The sequence below is a fragment of the Haloarchaeobius marinus genome (genome assembly GCF_051207415.1).
Classification (GTDB): domain Archaea; phylum Halobacteriota; class Halobacteria; order Halobacteriales; family Natrialbaceae; genus Haloarchaeobius.
This window is the reverse complement of the sequence record NZ_JBPKGD010000001.1, coordinates 100,940-114,787: the sequence shown is the minus strand read 5'-3', so window position 1 is coordinate 114,787 and position 13,848 is coordinate 100,940. Positions and strand designations below refer to the sequence as shown.

Genomic DNA, 13,848 nt, shown 5'->3' with positions numbered 1-13,848 from the left:
GTATTTCGAACGCCGTCTGTAAGCGGCGACCACCGGTTTGTCGCTTGCTACCGAACCACAGAGAGGTGTTTATATATGGGTGTGTTCAGTCGAACGCATGCACCACGGCAGGTTCCGCTCGCGGCAGTCCCTTCCGCCAACTGTTTCGAAACGTAACAAGCCTTTTCAGTTCGAGACACGACTCGACTCACAATGAGCATCGCGACAGAAGACGACGACCCGTTCGAGGAACAGCGCGAGAAGGCGGACAACGCCATGAAGCGCCTGTTCCTCCAGTACGGGTCCCGGAACACGCTGGCGTTCGTCGTCGGGCTCTTCTCCAGCGTCGTCGCCCGGTTGCTCGACCTCATCCCGACGGTGATGCTGACGCTTGCCATCGACGCCATCTTCTACAACGAGCAGGAGTTCACCATCCTGTTCGTCCCCGACGCGTGGCTTCCACAGACGGAGGCCGGACAGCTCTGGTTCTCCGCCGGACTCATCGCGTTCGGCTTCTTCGGCGGGGCGGCGTTTCACTGGACGCGGAACTGGGGGTGGAACTCCTTCGCCCAGCACATCCAGCACGACATCCGGACCGACACGTACGACAAGATGCAACGGCTCAACATGGACTTCTTCGCCGACAAGCAGACCGGCGAGATGATGTCCATCCTGTCGAACGACGTCAACAGGCTCGAGCGGTTCCTCAACGAGGGGATGAACTCCGCCTTCCGACTCTCCGTGATGGTGGTCGGCATCGCCGGCATCCTCTTCTACTGGAACTGGCAACTCGCGCTCGTCACCGTCGGCGTGGTGCCCCTCATCGCCCTGTTCACGTACAAGTTCGTCGAGACCATCCAGCCGAAGTACGCCGACGTGCGGTCGTCGGTCGGGAAGTTGAACTCGCGACTGGAGAACAACCTCGGTGGCGTCCAGGTCATCAAGACGTCGAACACCGAGGACTACGAGTCCGACCGCGTCGACGACGTCTCCCACGACTACTTCGACGCCAACTGGGACGCCATCGACACGCGAATCAAGTTCTTCCCCGGCCTGCGCGTCCTCGCAGGGGTCGGCTACATGATCACCTTCCTCATCGGTGGCCTGTGGGTGTTCGCCAGCGCGAACGGGAACCCCGCCCCGGGGCCGTTCACCGGCACCCTCACCATCGGCGAGTTCACCGGGTTCATCCTGCTGTCCCAGCAGTTCATCTGGCCGATGGCCCAGTTCGGGATGATCATCAACATGTACCAGCGGGCCCGCGCCTCCGCCGAGCGCATCTTCGGCCTGATGGACGAACCGTCGCGCATCGAGGAGGACCCCGACGCGGACGACCTGGTGGTCGACGACGGCGACGTGGTCTACGACGACGTGACGTTCGGGTACGACGACGAGACCATCATCGAGGACGTCTCGTTCGAGGTCGACGGCGGGGAGACGCTCGCCCTCGTCGGGCCGACGGGAGCCGGGAAGTCGACCGTCCTGAAACTCCTGCTCAGGATGTACGACGTGGAGGACGGCTCCATCGTCATCGACGGACAGGACCTCCGGGACGTGACCATCCAGAGCCTCCGCAAGCACATCGGCTACGTCTCGCAGGACACCTTCCTGTTCTACGGGACGGTCGAGGAGAACATCACCTACGGGACGTTCGACGCCGACCGCGAGGCGGTCGTCGAGGCCGCGAAGATGGCGGAGGCCCACGAGTTCATCCAGAACCTCCCGGACGGCTACGACACGGAGGTCGGCGAACGCGGCGTCAAACTCTCCGGTGGGCAGCGCCAGCGCCTCTCCATCGCCCGGGCCATCCTCAAGGACCCCGAGATACTGGTGCTGGACGAGGCGACGTCCGACGTGGACACCGAGACGGAGATGCTCATCCAGCGCTCCATCGACGACCTGGCGGCTGACCGGACGACGTTCGCCATCGCCCACCGCCTGTCGACCATCAAGGACGCCGACCAGATACTCGTCCTCGAGGGCGGCAGGGTCAAAGAGCGCGGGTCCCACGACGAACTGCTCGCGAACGAGGACCTGTACGCCCACCTGTGGGGCGTCCAGGCCGGCGAGATAGACGAACTCCCACAGGAGTTCATCGAGCGCGCACAGGAGCGACAGGCCCGGACCGAGGTCGGCGACGACGACTGACCGGTCCTGGTGCCTGCCCGTCGGGCCGATCTCTCGCGGCCGAACCGGCCACGGTGGTGTCGCACGGTAGCACTTCTCGTACTAGAGCTATTTGAACACATTCTAGGAGACCTATTACATGATAGGGAGCATTGATATGTGAAGTCGCCGAAGCTGTGTGTATGTCCACCGGCACGCCCACCGCGAACTGGACCGACTCGAACACCTGCCCCTTCTGTGGGAACCCCCTCGCCGACCCCGGGGCCGGTTTCGTCGACCACCTGAAGACCAGCCCCGAGTGCAAGTCGGGCTTCGACGCCTGGCGGTTCCACCTCACCGACGACTTCGGCGGCGCGTGAACCGACGACGACCGACGAACTGTCGAGTGGCCACTTCTTCCGACCCGACGCGAACGGCCGAGTGAGAACGCTCCACGCACGTCACGAGTGACGGGGGCCGACGCGTCAACGACGGACCGTCTGCGGGTCGACGACGCACCCACGAGACGGCGGATACAAGACCCGCCCGGCCGTCCGAACCGACATGCATCTCACGGAGGCGACGTGGACCGACGTCCGGGACTCCGACGCCGATGCGGCGCTCCTCCCGGTCGGCAGCACCGAACAGCACGGGCCACACGCACCGCTCGGCACCGACGCGATGAGCGCCGAGGAAATCGCAGCGCGGACGGCCGAGGCGGCCGACGAGGAACTCGTCGTCGCCCCGGTCGTCCCCGTCGGCATCGCCGAGGAGCACCGACACTTCGACGGGACGCTCTGGGTCTCCGAGGACACCTTCCGGGCGTACGTCCGCGAGACCGTCGAGAGCCTGGCATATCACGGCTTCGACCGGGTCGTCGTCGTCAACGGCCACGGCGGCAACGCCGCCGCAGTGCGTGAGGTCTGTTCGCGCGTGACCCGGGACGGCACCGCCTACACCGTCCCGTTCACGTGGTTCGACACGGTCGACGGGGACCTGCTCGACGGACTGGGACACGGGGGACCGGTCGAGACCAGCGTCGTCGCCGCCATCGACGCCGGACTGCTCCACGAGGAGCGCTTCGACGAGGCCGCCGCCGGCGCCGGCGACGGCTTCGGGGACTGGGTCGCCGGCGTGAACGTCGCCTACGACTTCCGGGACTTCGCCGACGCGGGGAACGTCGGCGACCCGAGCGACGCCAGCGCCGAGCGCGGGGAAGCGGTGCTGGACGACGCCGTAGAGAAGTTGCTGACCCTGCTAGACGCGATATCCGGTCGGTAGACCGTCACTCCTGGTGCGACGGTGCGGCGCGTCGTCGGAGGTTCAGTCGTCGGCCTCGTCCTCGTCGGCCCGGGCCTCCTCCAGCGTGCTCTTGAGTCCCGGAATCGTCGACGTGAGGTCGCCGACCTGCTCGCCGGCCTCGGTGATGTCCGCGATGACCGATTCGAGGTCGGCGATCTCCGCCTCGAGGTCGTCGGCGTCGTCGAAGGCGTCTGCGCGCTGGCCCATGGTGAACCACTTCTTCGCGTCCCGCAGGTGCTCCTCGGCGTCGCCGACGTCCAGCGCGGACCGGAGGCCGTTGAGCACGCCGAGGACGTTGTCCGCGTCCGTCTCCCAGACGTCGTCGGGGTCCGGAAGTTCGTCCCAGGCGTCCGCGAGCGACTCCTCGACGTCCGCACGCATCTCGGTGGCCGCCTCGCCGAACAGCTCGTCGTCGTTCAGGGTGGACTGGCTCATGCCCCAGGATTCGGCGGGGAGGTGGTTAAATACCTGCCTGAAAGTGAAAGTGGAATCGGAGGACTCGGCCGGTGAATCACCGGAAGAGCGGACGGAAATCGAAACGAACCAGTACCGTCACTCCCGGCGTCGCACGAGGCCGACGCTGTCGAAGGTCAACACCGGGTCCCCGTCGCGGGTCACTCGGATGCGCTCCCGGACGACGCCGGTCCCCGGTCGCCCGGCCGATGGGCGCTTCTCGACGATCTCGAGGGAGACCGCCAGTTCCTCGTCGGGGAACACCGGTGCGTGCCACCGGTGGTCCTCGATGCTCATCCCCGCGACGCCGGCGACGTCGGTGCGGAACCCCTCGGTCACGACGCGGTTCGTCGCCGCCAGCGTGTGATAGCCGCTCGCGACCAGGCCGCCGAACGGTTCCTCGACCTCCGGGTCGACGTGCATCGGCAACGGGTCGAACTGCTCGCCGAACTCGCGTATCTCCTCGGCGCTCAGGCGGAACGTTCCCAGGTCGTGCGTCTCGCCGACGTCGAGGTCCTCGAAGTACCTCATTCCACCCTGTCCACCCGCATCATCGGGTAGTCGCCCTCCATGGTCATGCTCGCCTCGACGTGGGTCCCCTCGTACTCGACCACCATCTCGACCTCCATGAACCGGCCCGTCAGTTCCGCGTAGTCGGCGCTCTGGTCGGCGAGTGCGGACTCGAGTTCCGACTCGAGGATGTCCACCGACACGTCGACGCAGTGTGGCTGGTTCTCGATGGCCTCCGCCATCGCCCGTTCCAGACTCGTCGCGCTGTCCGGGGACACCGGCGTCCCGGCGAACTGGTGGTACAGCGTCCCGAACTTGATGCCCGCCTCGAAGCAGGCCGTCTCCGATTCGGTCGGGTCCATGTCCGTCGTCTCGCCCGGCGCGTGGAAGTCCGTTCCGGTCCCGGCGGTTCGTTCGACCGGCGACCCGACCGGCGTCTCACTCGTCCGCGGCGGCCGATTCGAGTATCTCCCTGGCGGCGTCGAGTTCCTCGGGGACGATGGTGTGGCCCATCCCCTCGAAGATGCGCTCGGTCACGTCGCCTCCGAGGTCTGCCAGCACGTCTCGCGTCTCGTGGACGCGCCCGACCGCGATGTGGGGGTCGTGGTCGCCACAGCCGAGGAACACGGGGGTCCCGTCGAGGTCGCCGTCGTAGTCCCGGGGCGTCCCGTCGGGGCCGATCAGGCCGCCACTGAACACGACCAGTCCGCCGTAGCGTGTGGCGTTGCGCGCGAGGAACTCGCTCCCGAGACAGGAACCCTGGGAGAAGCCGAGGACGACCACGCGCTCGCGCGCCACGCCGGCGTCGACGGCCCGTGAGACCGTATCCGCGACCAGCGAGAGCGCCGACGACAGGTGCGGTTCGTTGTCCGCGAGGTCGGCCGTGAACGCGTGGGGGTACCACGTGTTCCGTGTGGCCTGCGGGCCGAGCCAGGCGACGCCCGGCACGTCGAGTTCCGGTGCGAGGCTCAGGACGCTCCGGGGCGACGCACCGCGACCGTGGAGCGCGACGACGGCGGCCCGCGCGTCTTCGAGGGACGCACCGGCCGTCTCGATTCGCGCACCGGCGTGCGGGTCGGCGTCGCTCACTGGGTCTCACCGGGCGACGTCGCTGCTCCCGTCGTGCCGTCGTCGCCGGTCAGCGGCGGCAGGCGACCCTCGATGCGCTCCCGGTCGTCGGCCAGCCACGGGGGGAGCTGTAACGCAGACCCCAGGTCCTCGATGGACTCGTCGACGGTGAATCCCGGGCCGTCGGTGGCTATCTCGAACAGGATGCCACCCGGTTCACGGAAGTAGATGGACCGGAAGTACTGGCGGTCCTTCTGTGGCGTGACGTACTGGCCCGCGTCGGTCAGGGTCTCGCGCCACTGGAGCTGGGTCTCCTCGTCGGGCGTCCGGAACGCGACGTGGTGGACCGTCCCGGACCCCGGTCGACCGTCGGGCGCGTCCGGTCGGTCGACCACGTCGACCACGCCAGCGCGGTCCGGCACGGTGAACCGGGTCCGGTCGTCCGACGTCTCGCCACGCTCGTAGCCCATCTGCTGCAACACGCGCTGGGTCACGTCGACGTCCGTGGGAAGGAGCGTCACACCGGCGAAGCCCCGGACGGCGTACTCGGCTGGGACCGGCCCGTCCGTCCACGGCTGGACCGTCTGGCCCGCGTCGTCGCCCGGTTCCTCGCCGAAGACGAGTTCGAGCGGTTGGCCGTCCGGGTCGCGGAACGGGAGAACCGTCTCGCCGAAGCGCTCCTCGTCCACGGCGACAGCGGCGTCGCTGGCCTCCAGGCGCTCTCGCCAGTAGGACAGGGAATCCGACGGGGCCCGGAACGCGGTCGCGCTCACCATCCCCCGCCCGACGCGACCCTGGCGGGTCCCCTCGAACGGGAAGAACGTGATCGAGGTCCCCGGCGTCCCTCGTTCGTCGCCGTAGTAGAGGTGGTACGTGGCGACGTCGTCGAAGTTGACCGTCCGCTTGACGAGTCGCAGTCCGAGGACGTCGGTGTAGAACGCGACGTTCTCGTCCGGGTCGTCCGCCACCGCCGTCACGTGGTGCAGGCCGTGCACTCGGTCGGGTGCCGTCATATCCCGTACTACACCGTCAGCAGGCAAATAGCGTGTGGACGGTCGCGTCGGCAGGTTACCCGCGTGTCACCGGCGCGGTCGCGCGACGTGCCTCAGAGCCTCGTCCGCATCTCTACCACGTCGCCGGTGACGCCTTCGGCGAACTCGTGGACGTGCGTCGTCACGCGCTCGTACCCGCGACGCTCGTAGAACCCGACGGCGTTGCGCGACGACCAGAGGGCCGCCGTCGAGGCGCCCCGGTCCCGGAGCCGGTCGTGGAGGTCGCCGAGTATCGCCGTGCCGACGCCCTGGCAGGCCACCGACGGGGCGACGTACACGGCGGTCACCTCGGCGTCGACCGTCGAGTCGAGGTGCTCCCGGCACTCGTTCGTCGCCGTTCCGAAGCCGACGACGTCACCGCCGGCGTCGTCGTCGCTGTCTCCGCCTGCGTCCGTCTCGGCGACGACGAACTCGTCCGAGTCGAAGTCGTAGTCGTCGACGCTCCGACCCGACGCCCACGCCTCGACGACCTCGGCGTCGTAGCCGCCGGGACCGCGTTCGGCGATGGCGGCGCAGTGGAGTTCGAGGACGGCGGCGGCGTCGGTGGGGACGGCGTCGCGAACGTGCATACGCGTCGGTGTGTCCCCAGAGGGGCGTAGTTCGGTCGGTCCTGCAGTCGTGGCTGTCCCCGGTCACTCCACGGCGAAGGTGTCCGAGTAGGACACGTCGGCGACGGTCCGGACCGACGGGTCGTCGCCACAGACGGGACAGTCCGGGTTCCGGGCGACGGGTACCTCGTCGGTGGTCATGTCGGCCGCGTCGTAGACGAGCAACCGGTCGTCGAGCAGGTCGCCGACGCCGACGAAGTACTTGACCGCCTCGGTCGCCATGATGGACCCGACGACGCCCGGGAGGACGCCGAGAACGCCGGTCGTCGCGCAGTCGGGGACGGTCCCCGGTTCGGGGGCCTGCGGGAACACGCACCGGTAGCAGGGGCCGCCGGGGAGGTACGTCGTGGCCTGGCCCTCGAACCGGTAGATTGCCCCGTGGACGAACGGCGTCTCGTCGACGACGCAGGCGTCGTTGACGAGGTAGCGCGTGGCGAAGTTGTCCGACCCGTCGACGACGAGGTCGTAGTCTGCCACGAGGTCGGCGACGGTGTCGGCGTCGACCCTGCACTCGTGGCGCTCGACGGTCACGTCCGGGTTGTTCTCGGCGACGAACTCGGCTGCGCTGTCGACCTTCGGTCGGCCCACGTCGGCGTCCCGGTGGACGACCTGTCGCTGGAGGTTCGAGCGCTCGACCACGTCGTCGTCGGCGATGCCGATGCGGCCGACGCCGGCGGCGGCCAGGTAGGCGAGCACCGGCGACCCGAGGCCACCCGCGCCGACGCAGAGGACCGACCCGTCGAGCAGTCGCGCCTGTCCCTCGGGCCCGACCTCGTCCATGATGACGTGACGGGAGTACCGGTCCAGTTCCGTGGGCGAGAGCGAGAGGTCGGTCATACCTCCCGGTTCGGGCCGCGAGCGAAAAACGTTCACGCCCGCACCGCCCGGACCACGAGCGACGGCGGATACGACGAGACGGCGGCTACAGGTGCCAGATACTGTCGCACCACAACGGATTTAACTTGTCAAGGCGTACCATGGTGTATGGCGTCCGCACCTGAAACCGGTGACGACGTGTTCGACAAATTCCTCGCAGACCGCGGCCACGAGACAGAACCGGTAGGGTGGGATCGAAACTACAACAAGCTACAGTGTCCCGACTGCATGGCGCTCCACGACGAGGACGCGGACGACTGTACCGTCTGCGGGTGGGAACCGGCCTCGGCCTGAACCGGCCACCCGACACTTCTCGACCGAATCCGCCCGACGAGAGGCGTCATACGCGATAGACGCGGCAAGCGATACCGTTTGTCGATAACATTATTAGACATAATTCTACAACACAGTCGTAGAGATTCAAATGCCGGAATGTCAGAACTGCGGGTCCTTCGTCACGGAAGCCTACGCTCGAGTGTTCACACCGCGCGAAGTCGACGACCCGCGCGTCTGTCCGAACTGCAAGGACAAGATCCGTGACGGAAGTGACGTGCGTGAGGCCCGGTCCCCCCGCAACAACTAGGTAGCGTCTCCGACAACTCCGTTCGCTGACGGGTCGCGGGCGACCCGGGCGCAGCCCCCCGATTCCGGCACCGCGACGAACCCACCGCTCTTATACGTATCGGCCCCCAGTATGTGTCCAATGAGTGATGACGAGACGAAACTGACCCGTCTCTTCGGCGGACCGGGGAGCGGTAAGACGACCGCGCTCCTCGACCAGGTCGAAGAGTTGCTCGAGGACGAGGACGTAGACTATCGTGACATACTGGTCGTCTCCTACACCCGTGCGGCCGCCGCAGAGGTCCGCGAACGACTCGCGGAGCGCCTCGACGTCAACCCACGCTCGCTCCAGGGGAACGTCTGTACGATGCACGCGAAGGCGTACGAACTCCTGAACCTCTCCCGTGGCGACGTCGTCGGCGAGTCCGACAAGGAGGACTTCTGTGAGGAGTACGGCATCGAGTACGAGGACGAGTACGGTGGTGCCGGCCGCCGGACCGCCCGGTCGACGACCATCGGGAACAAGATCATCGCCACCTCGCAGTGGCTGCAGCGGACCCGACGGGACGTCGCCGACTGGTACGACGTGCCCTTCCAGTGGAACGTCGAGGAGGTTCGTCTCCCGCCGGAGATAGACCCCAACGCACAGGACGGGAACAAGTACACGCCGACGTGGCCGTCCGACGACGACCGCATCGACGTCCCCGAGGTCATCCGAGGCTGGCGGACGTACAAGGGCGAGAACGAACTCACCGGCTTCGCCGACATGCTCGAACGGGTCAAGCAGCGCTCGCTGCTCCCCAACGTCGACTACCTCGTCATCGACGAGTTCCAGGACATCACGACGCTCCAGCACGAGGTGTACGAGGAGTGGAAGCCCCACATGGACGGCGTCCTCATCGCCGGCGACGACGACCAGGTCGTCTACGCGTGGCAGGGTGCAGACCCCGACCTCCTCCTGTCGGCGGCCCCCGACGAGGACATCATCCTCCCGAACTCCTACCGACTGCCCTCGCGCATCCTGAACGTGGTCAACCGCGAGATTCGACACATCGACAAGCGCCAGGACAAGGACCTGAAACCACGCAAGGAGGGCGGCGTCGTCGAGGCCGTCTCGAACCCCTCGATGCTCGACCTGGTGCGGAACGTCCGCCGGACCATCCAGAGCGACGAGGGGACGGTGATGGTGCTGTTTCGGGCACGGTACCAGATGTTCCAGTTCATCGACGAGTTCATCACGGAGGGCATCCCGTTCAAGTCCCTGACGGACCAGCGGATGTGGACCGACAGGCTCGACGACTACGTCACCGCCGTCGAGCAACTCGACGAGGACGAGTCCATCAACGGCCTGCAGGCCCGCCGACTGGCGGACATGCTCCAGGACTCGGCGTTCGGGACGAACGAGCGCGACGAACTGTTCGACGCTATCGACGCCGAACAGGAGGCGGCCGACGTGGAGGACCTCACGAACCTCGACATCGACCCCGACCTCGTGAGCGACTACGTCCCGTTCATGCCCGGTCCGGCCTCCGCCTCCGACATGGTCCGGAAGGTCACCTCCTTCCAGCGCAAGTCGATGAAGGCGTACTTCGCCTCCAGCGACTACCGGGGCATGGACCGCGACCACGTCCGCGTCGGCACCATCCACTCCGCCAAGGGTCGCGAAGCCGACCACGTGTTCATGGGCACGGACCTGACCGAGAAGGTGGTCGAGCAGATGGTCGCCACCGTCGACGAGGACGACCTCTCCGACGACGTGGAGTTCACGAAGACCACCTCGCCCGTGCCGGTGCTGACCGACAACGAGCGCCGCGTCTTCTACGTCGGGATGTCCCGCGCCCGCGAGCGCCTCGTGCTCCTCGAGAACCTCGTCAGTGGCGCACCGACGCTGACCATCGACGTGCTGATGAACAACGAACTGACCGGCGCCGACGCGGACGAGATCGCGGAACTCGCGACCGAACCGGCCGAGGTCGCGGACTGAGCGATGCCACTCCCCGTCTCGTACGAACCAGTCCGTGACGAGCTACGCGAACGCGACGCCTGCGCGTTCGTCCACGTCGGCCGCGAGGACGACCCGACGCTCCGGCACCTCGGCCGCGTAGACGCCGTCGACGGCGAACTCGCCGTCGTCGTCACGCCCGATCAGTCGCTGCTGCTGGCGCCCGACGCCCCGGCGGCGGCGACGGAGACGTTCCCCGGCGACCGGGTGCTGCCCGCCGGCGGGTCCATCCCGACCGGCGAGCGCGTCGGCGTCGCCCTCGACGACCTCGGCCTGTCGGGGACCGTGCTGACGCCCCGGACCGTCCCCCACGACGCCGCCCTCTACCTCGAGAACGCCGGCTACGAGGTGGCATCGACGGCCGTCGTCGACGACGCCCGCGTCGTGAAGACCGACGCCGAGCAGTTGCGTCAGTCGACCGTACAGTCGGCCGCCTGCGCCGGGATGCGACGCGCCGCCGCCGTACTCGACGAGGCGCACGCCCACGAGGGTCGCCTCGACTGGGCGGACGCACCGCTGACCGCGCTCCGACTCCGGCGCGAGGTCGACGCCGCCATCGCCGGTGAGGGGATGCGTCCGACCTACACCGCCATCGGCGTCGGCGGCGACCCCGCCACGCCGCGGTCGGAGGCGGCGCTCGAACCCGGACAGACCGTCGTCGTCGACCTCGCACCGCGCGGTCCCGACGGCCTCCACGGCCGACTCGTCCGCACGTTCGTCGTCGACGGCGACGGCGGGTGGACCCGACGTGCCCAGCTCGCGGCCGAGGGAGCACTCGACGCGGCCGTCGCCGAACTCGAACCGGGCACCGGCGCGGCCGTCGGAACCGAACTCGACGCCGAGGTGCGTGCCTACGGCTTCGAACCGCACCCCGACTCGGGCGGGTACGGCGTCGGCCTGGAACGGCGCGAACCGCCGACGCTCGACGACGGTGCCCTGCCCGCCGGTGCGGTGCTGGCGCTCGACGTGACGGTCGCAGACGCGACAGAAGGTCGCGTTCGCCTGGCCGACCTCGTCGCCGTCACGGACGACGGCGGGCGGCCCCTGGGCGCGTTCCCGCGCTCACTCGCTCCCGGAGTCGTCCTCTAGCTCGTCGGGTTCCTTGACCGCGGCGTCGATGACCGCGTCGCCGACGAGACTGCCGACGTCGAACGGGTTGTCGACGTACTTCTCGATGAGCACCATCAGGACGCCGATTCCGACGAGTGCGGCACCCCAGGTTCGGGTGCCGCTGAGGAAGAGGTCCACGCCGGCGGCCATCGCCGGGAGCGCGAACACGAGCGTCACCATCAACCCGAACTGTCCGAAGAGGCTGCTACCCATCTCTACGGGTCGTAGGAGGCAGGCGGGCAAAAAAGGTCCGAACGAGTCCGTCGACGGGCGACCGCCACGCCCGAATCAGGAGCGTTTTGACTCGTCGCCCCCAACGTCGTCGCATGTTCACCGGAATCGTCGAGGAGACGGGGACGGTCGCCGACGTGACCGTCACCGACGACGGGCGTCGCCTCCGGATCGCCGGCGACGAGGTACTCGCCGACGTGGACCACGGGGCGAGCATCAGCGTCAGCGGCGTCTGCCTGACGGTCGAGGCCTACGACGAGACGAGTTTCGAAGTGTTCCTCGCGAGCGAGACGGTCGAGAAGACGTACCTCGGGGAGGTGGGCGTCGGCGACGTCGTGAACCTGGAGCGTGCGATGCCGGCCGACGGACGGTTCGACGGCCACGTCGTGCAGGGACACGTCGACACGACGGCGACCGTCCGGTCGGTCGAACCCGTCGGGGAGGACTGGCGGTTCGAGTTCGACCTGCCCGAGGGGTTCGGTCGGTACGTGGTCGAGAAGGGGTCGGTCACCCTCGACGGCATCAGCCTCACGGTGGCGGACCGCGACGAGGACGGCTTCGCGGTGGCCATCGTCCCGACGACGTACGACCTGACGAACCTCTCCGAGAAGGCCCCTGGCGACCCGGTCCACCTCGAGGTCGACGTGGTCGCGAAGTACGTCGAGAACATGCTGGACGACGCGGCAGTCTAGTACCGTGGCGGTTCGTCGAACTCGGCGAGTTCGGACCGCCGTTCGGCCTCCCGGTCTGCCGAGACGCCGACCGACCTGTACTCCCGCTTGTACCGCCGCAGTTTCCGGTAGAGGAACAGTCCGATGAGCGTGTCGTAGAGGACGATGTAGGCGATGCTCGACTCGAACCCGCCCAGTGGGGTGAAGACTTCGATGACGGCGGGTGCGGCGTTGACCGTGATGTTGTACGTCGCGTGGAACAGCGCCGCCAGCAACAGGCCCTTGACGACGATCGGTCCGTAGTGTTCGCGGTTGAACTTGGCCAGACCGAGGTAGAAACCGGCGATGGCGGAGTAGATGACGTGACCCGGCCCGGCCAGCGCACGGACCGCGGCGATGTTCGACCCGGCGTCGATTATCGGGACCTGCGAGGTGCTCTCGATGAACTGGGTGATGTAGAAGGCGTTCTCGATGGTCGCGAACCCGAGTCCGGCCACCGCGCCGTACACCGCGCCGTCGATGACGGCGTCGAACTCGGTCTGCCGGTAGGCGTACATCTTGACCGCGAGCCACTTCACGAACTCCTCACCGGGCCCGACGACGAAGAGGAAGAAGAGCAACGCACCGGGGAACGCGTCGGTTGGCAACCCGACGGCCCCGAACGCCGTGCTGGTCAGCGTGTTGACGATGCTGGCGAACGTCGAGAAGAGGATGGCGAGGAGGAACGTTCCGGCGAGCAACGCGAGCGGTTCCTGGGTCGTCACGTCGCTCCTGTAGACGTAGATGGCGAGCAACAGCGCGGGGACGATAGAGAGCAGGACGAACGTACCGACGACGGGGTTGGTGACAGTGGCCAGTCCACCGAAGACGAACAACCCGAGCGTGACGACCAGCGCGACCGTGACGACGGCCCACCGTGCGGCCGGCCGCAAGCCCTCGTAGACGGCGACCGCGATGCCGTCGAACTCGGTCCGTGGTTCCCAGGTCGCTATCTCGTACAGGTCCCGGTCACGGTCGGCGGCCCGTTCGATCGGGTCGCGGTGTGGACTCATCGTGCCACTGGTTCGACCAACGGCCCCGTAATGGTTCCCCCTACCGACCGGCGGGCGGACGGTGACGACGGAGGCCACTCGTCCTAGAATGACATTGATTCACAATACGTGTATTAGGGGAAGTTTATCAACACGAACGCCACTGTACGAAGTAATGACTCCAGAGAACAGCCGTCGAATGCTATACACCTCCCTACCGACGGAGGACGACCCCGGGTTTCGAAAACCAGTACCGACACTAACAGGCTTTACAGACGACGAACCCGA

Annotated in this window: 17 protein-coding genes; 8 read left to right on the top strand and 9 right to left on the bottom strand. The window is 67.4% G+C overall.

Going from position 1 to position 13,848, the window contains the following annotated elements:
- Positions 1-192: 192 nt before the first annotated feature.
- The 3 genes from ACSC1W_RS00665 (at position 193) to ACSC1W_RS00655 (ending at position 3,366) form a co-directional block, all read left to right on the top strand.
- Positions 193-2,127, top strand: a complete 1,935-nt coding sequence (locus ACSC1W_RS00665; protein WP_435344495.1) for an ABC transporter ATP-binding protein — start codon at positions 193-195, stop codon at positions 2,125-2,127.
- Positions 2,128-2,288: 161 nt separating this feature from the next.
- Positions 2,289-2,465, top strand: a complete 177-nt coding sequence (locus ACSC1W_RS00660) for a DUF7501 family protein (protein ID WP_435344493.1) — start codon at positions 2,289-2,291, stop codon at positions 2,463-2,465.
- 184 nt (positions 2,466-2,649) lie between these two features.
- Positions 2,650-3,366, top strand: a complete 717-nt coding sequence (locus tag ACSC1W_RS00655) for a creatininase family protein (RefSeq protein WP_435344491.1) — start codon at positions 2,650-2,652, stop codon at positions 3,364-3,366.
- Between the two features lie 42 nt (positions 3,367-3,408).
- Here ACSC1W_RS00655 and ACSC1W_RS00650 read toward each other — a convergent pair whose 3' ends face one another.
- The 7 genes from ACSC1W_RS00650 to ubaA form a co-directional block, all read right to left on the bottom strand.
- Positions 3,409-3,822: a DUF5790 family protein gene (locus ACSC1W_RS00650; protein WP_435344489.1), complete on the bottom strand. Its 414-nt coding sequence runs from the start codon at positions 3,820-3,822 to the stop codon at positions 3,409-3,411.
- A gap of 117 nt (positions 3,823-3,939) precedes the next feature.
- The gene (locus ACSC1W_RS00645) at positions 3,940-4,371 is read right to left on the bottom strand and encodes a MaoC/PaaZ C-terminal domain-containing protein (RefSeq protein ID WP_435344487.1); all 432 of its coding nucleotides are present in this window, start codon (positions 4,369-4,371) and stop codon (positions 3,940-3,942) included.
- The gene (locus ACSC1W_RS00640) at positions 4,368-4,712 is read right to left on the bottom strand and encodes a dihydroneopterin aldolase family protein (RefSeq protein ID WP_435344485.1); all 345 of its coding nucleotides are present in this window, start codon (positions 4,710-4,712) and stop codon (positions 4,368-4,370) included. The genes ACSC1W_RS00645 and ACSC1W_RS00640 overlap by 4 nt, the downstream gene beginning before the upstream one ends.
- Before the next feature lie 76 nt (positions 4,713-4,788).
- Positions 4,789-5,439, bottom strand: a complete 651-nt coding sequence (locus ACSC1W_RS00635; RefSeq protein WP_435344484.1) for an alpha/beta hydrolase — start codon at positions 5,437-5,439, stop codon at positions 4,789-4,791.
- A complete protein-coding gene (locus ACSC1W_RS00630) occupies positions 5,436-6,431 on the bottom strand; it encodes a ring-cleaving dioxygenase (protein ID WP_435344482.1) in 996 nt (331 codons plus the stop codon). Before ACSC1W_RS00630 ends, ACSC1W_RS00635 begins: the two co-directional genes overlap by 4 nt.
- A 92-nt stretch (positions 6,432-6,523) precedes the next feature.
- The gene (locus ACSC1W_RS00625; RefSeq protein ID WP_435344480.1) at positions 6,524-7,039 is read right to left on the bottom strand and encodes a GNAT family N-acetyltransferase; all 516 of its coding nucleotides are present in this window, start codon (positions 7,037-7,039) and stop codon (positions 6,524-6,526) included.
- Between the two features lie 63 nt (positions 7,040-7,102).
- The gene (ubaA, locus tag ACSC1W_RS00620; RefSeq protein ID WP_435344478.1) at positions 7,103-7,915 is read right to left on the bottom strand and encodes an SAMP-activating enzyme E1; all 813 of its coding nucleotides are present in this window, start codon (positions 7,913-7,915) and stop codon (positions 7,103-7,105) included.
- A 147-nt stretch (positions 7,916-8,062) separates the two neighbouring features.
- Between ubaA and ACSC1W_RS00615 the strand changes: the two genes are divergently transcribed.
- From ACSC1W_RS00615 to ACSC1W_RS00600, 4 genes are all read left to right on the top strand, one after another.
- Positions 8,063-8,248, top strand: coding sequence for an HVO_0416 family zinc finger protein (locus ACSC1W_RS00615; RefSeq protein WP_435344476.1), 186 nt, complete (start codon positions 8,063-8,065; stop codon positions 8,246-8,248).
- Between the two features lie 130 nt (positions 8,249-8,378).
- Positions 8,379-8,537, top strand: a complete 159-nt coding sequence (locus tag ACSC1W_RS00610) for a DUF7563 family protein (protein ID WP_435344474.1) — start codon at positions 8,379-8,381, stop codon at positions 8,535-8,537.
- Positions 8,538-8,657: 120 nt separating this feature from the next.
- On the top strand, positions 8,658-10,499 hold the full coding sequence (locus ACSC1W_RS00605; protein ID WP_435344472.1) for a UvrD-helicase domain-containing protein: 1,842 nt from the start codon (positions 8,658-8,660) through the stop codon (positions 10,497-10,499).
- A 3-nt stretch (positions 10,500-10,502) separates the two neighbouring features.
- Positions 10,503-11,606, top strand: coding sequence for a M24 family metallopeptidase (locus ACSC1W_RS00600; RefSeq protein ID WP_435344470.1), 1,104 nt, complete (start codon positions 10,503-10,505; stop codon positions 11,604-11,606).
- Here ACSC1W_RS00600 and ACSC1W_RS00595 read toward each other — a convergent pair.
- Positions 11,580-11,840 carry a DUF7533 family protein gene (locus ACSC1W_RS00595; RefSeq protein ID WP_435344469.1) on the bottom strand — a complete coding sequence of 87 codons (261 nt, stop codon included), beginning with the start codon at positions 11,838-11,840 and terminating at the stop codon, positions 11,580-11,582. The two genes, ACSC1W_RS00600 and ACSC1W_RS00595, sit on opposite strands and share 27 nt — an antisense overlap.
- 113 nt (positions 11,841-11,953) lie before the next feature.
- Between ACSC1W_RS00595 and ACSC1W_RS00590 the strand changes: the two genes are divergently transcribed.
- Positions 11,954-12,550: a riboflavin synthase gene (locus tag ACSC1W_RS00590; RefSeq protein WP_435344467.1), complete on the top strand. Its 597-nt coding sequence runs from the start codon at positions 11,954-11,956 to the stop codon at positions 12,548-12,550.
- Here ACSC1W_RS00590 and ACSC1W_RS00585 read toward each other — a convergent pair.
- Positions 12,547-13,581, bottom strand: a complete 1,035-nt coding sequence (locus tag ACSC1W_RS00585) for a PrsW family intramembrane metalloprotease (RefSeq protein ID WP_435344465.1) — start codon at positions 13,579-13,581, stop codon at positions 12,547-12,549. The genes ACSC1W_RS00590 and ACSC1W_RS00585 overlap by 4 nt on opposite strands.
- Between the last annotated feature and the right edge of the window lie 267 nt (positions 13,582-13,848).

Coding starts and splice junctions, on each gene's coding strand:
- ACSC1W_RS00665 (WP_435344495.1), top strand. CDS start 193: ATGAGCATCGCGACAGAAGACGACGACCCGTTCGAGGAACAGCGCGAG.
- ACSC1W_RS00660 (WP_435344493.1), top strand. CDS start 2,289: ATGTCCACCGGCACGCCCACCGCGAACTGGACCGACTCGAACACCTGC.
- ACSC1W_RS00655 (WP_435344491.1), top strand. CDS start 2,650: ATGCATCTCACGGAGGCGACGTGGACCGACGTCCGGGACTCCGACGCC.
- ACSC1W_RS00650 (WP_435344489.1), bottom strand. CDS start 3,822: ATGAGCCAGTCCACCCTGAACGACGACGAGCTGTTCGGCGAGGCGGCC.
- ACSC1W_RS00645 (WP_435344487.1), bottom strand. CDS start 4,371: ATGAGGTACTTCGAGGACCTCGACGTCGGCGAGACGCACGACCTGGGA.
- ACSC1W_RS00640 (WP_435344485.1), bottom strand. CDS start 4,712: ATGGACCCGACCGAATCGGAGACGGCCTGCTTCGAGGCGGGCATCAAG.
- ACSC1W_RS00630 (WP_435344482.1), bottom strand. CDS start 6,431: ATGACGGCACCCGACCGAGTGCACGGCCTGCACCACGTGACGGCGGTG.
- ACSC1W_RS00625 (WP_435344480.1), bottom strand. CDS start 7,039: ATGCACGTTCGCGACGCCGTCCCCACCGACGCCGCCGCCGTCCTCGAA.
- ubaA (WP_435344478.1), bottom strand. CDS start 7,915: ATGACCGACCTCTCGCTCTCGCCCACGGAACTGGACCGGTACTCCCGT.
- ACSC1W_RS00615 (WP_435344476.1), top strand. CDS start 8,063: ATGGCGTCCGCACCTGAAACCGGTGACGACGTGTTCGACAAATTCCTC.
- ACSC1W_RS00610 (WP_435344474.1), top strand. CDS start 8,379: ATGCCGGAATGTCAGAACTGCGGGTCCTTCGTCACGGAAGCCTACGCT.
- ACSC1W_RS00605 (WP_435344472.1), top strand. CDS start 8,658: ATGAGTGATGACGAGACGAAACTGACCCGTCTCTTCGGCGGACCGGGG.
- ACSC1W_RS00600 (WP_435344470.1), top strand. CDS start 10,503: ATGCCACTCCCCGTCTCGTACGAACCAGTCCGTGACGAGCTACGCGAA.
- ACSC1W_RS00595 (WP_435344469.1), bottom strand. CDS start 11,840: ATGGGTAGCAGCCTCTTCGGACAGTTCGGGTTGATGGTGACGCTCGTG.
- ACSC1W_RS00590 (WP_435344467.1), top strand. CDS start 11,954: ATGTTCACCGGAATCGTCGAGGAGACGGGGACGGTCGCCGACGTGACC.
- ACSC1W_RS00585 (WP_435344465.1), bottom strand. CDS start 13,581: ATGAGTCCACACCGCGACCCGATCGAACGGGCCGCCGACCGTGACCGG.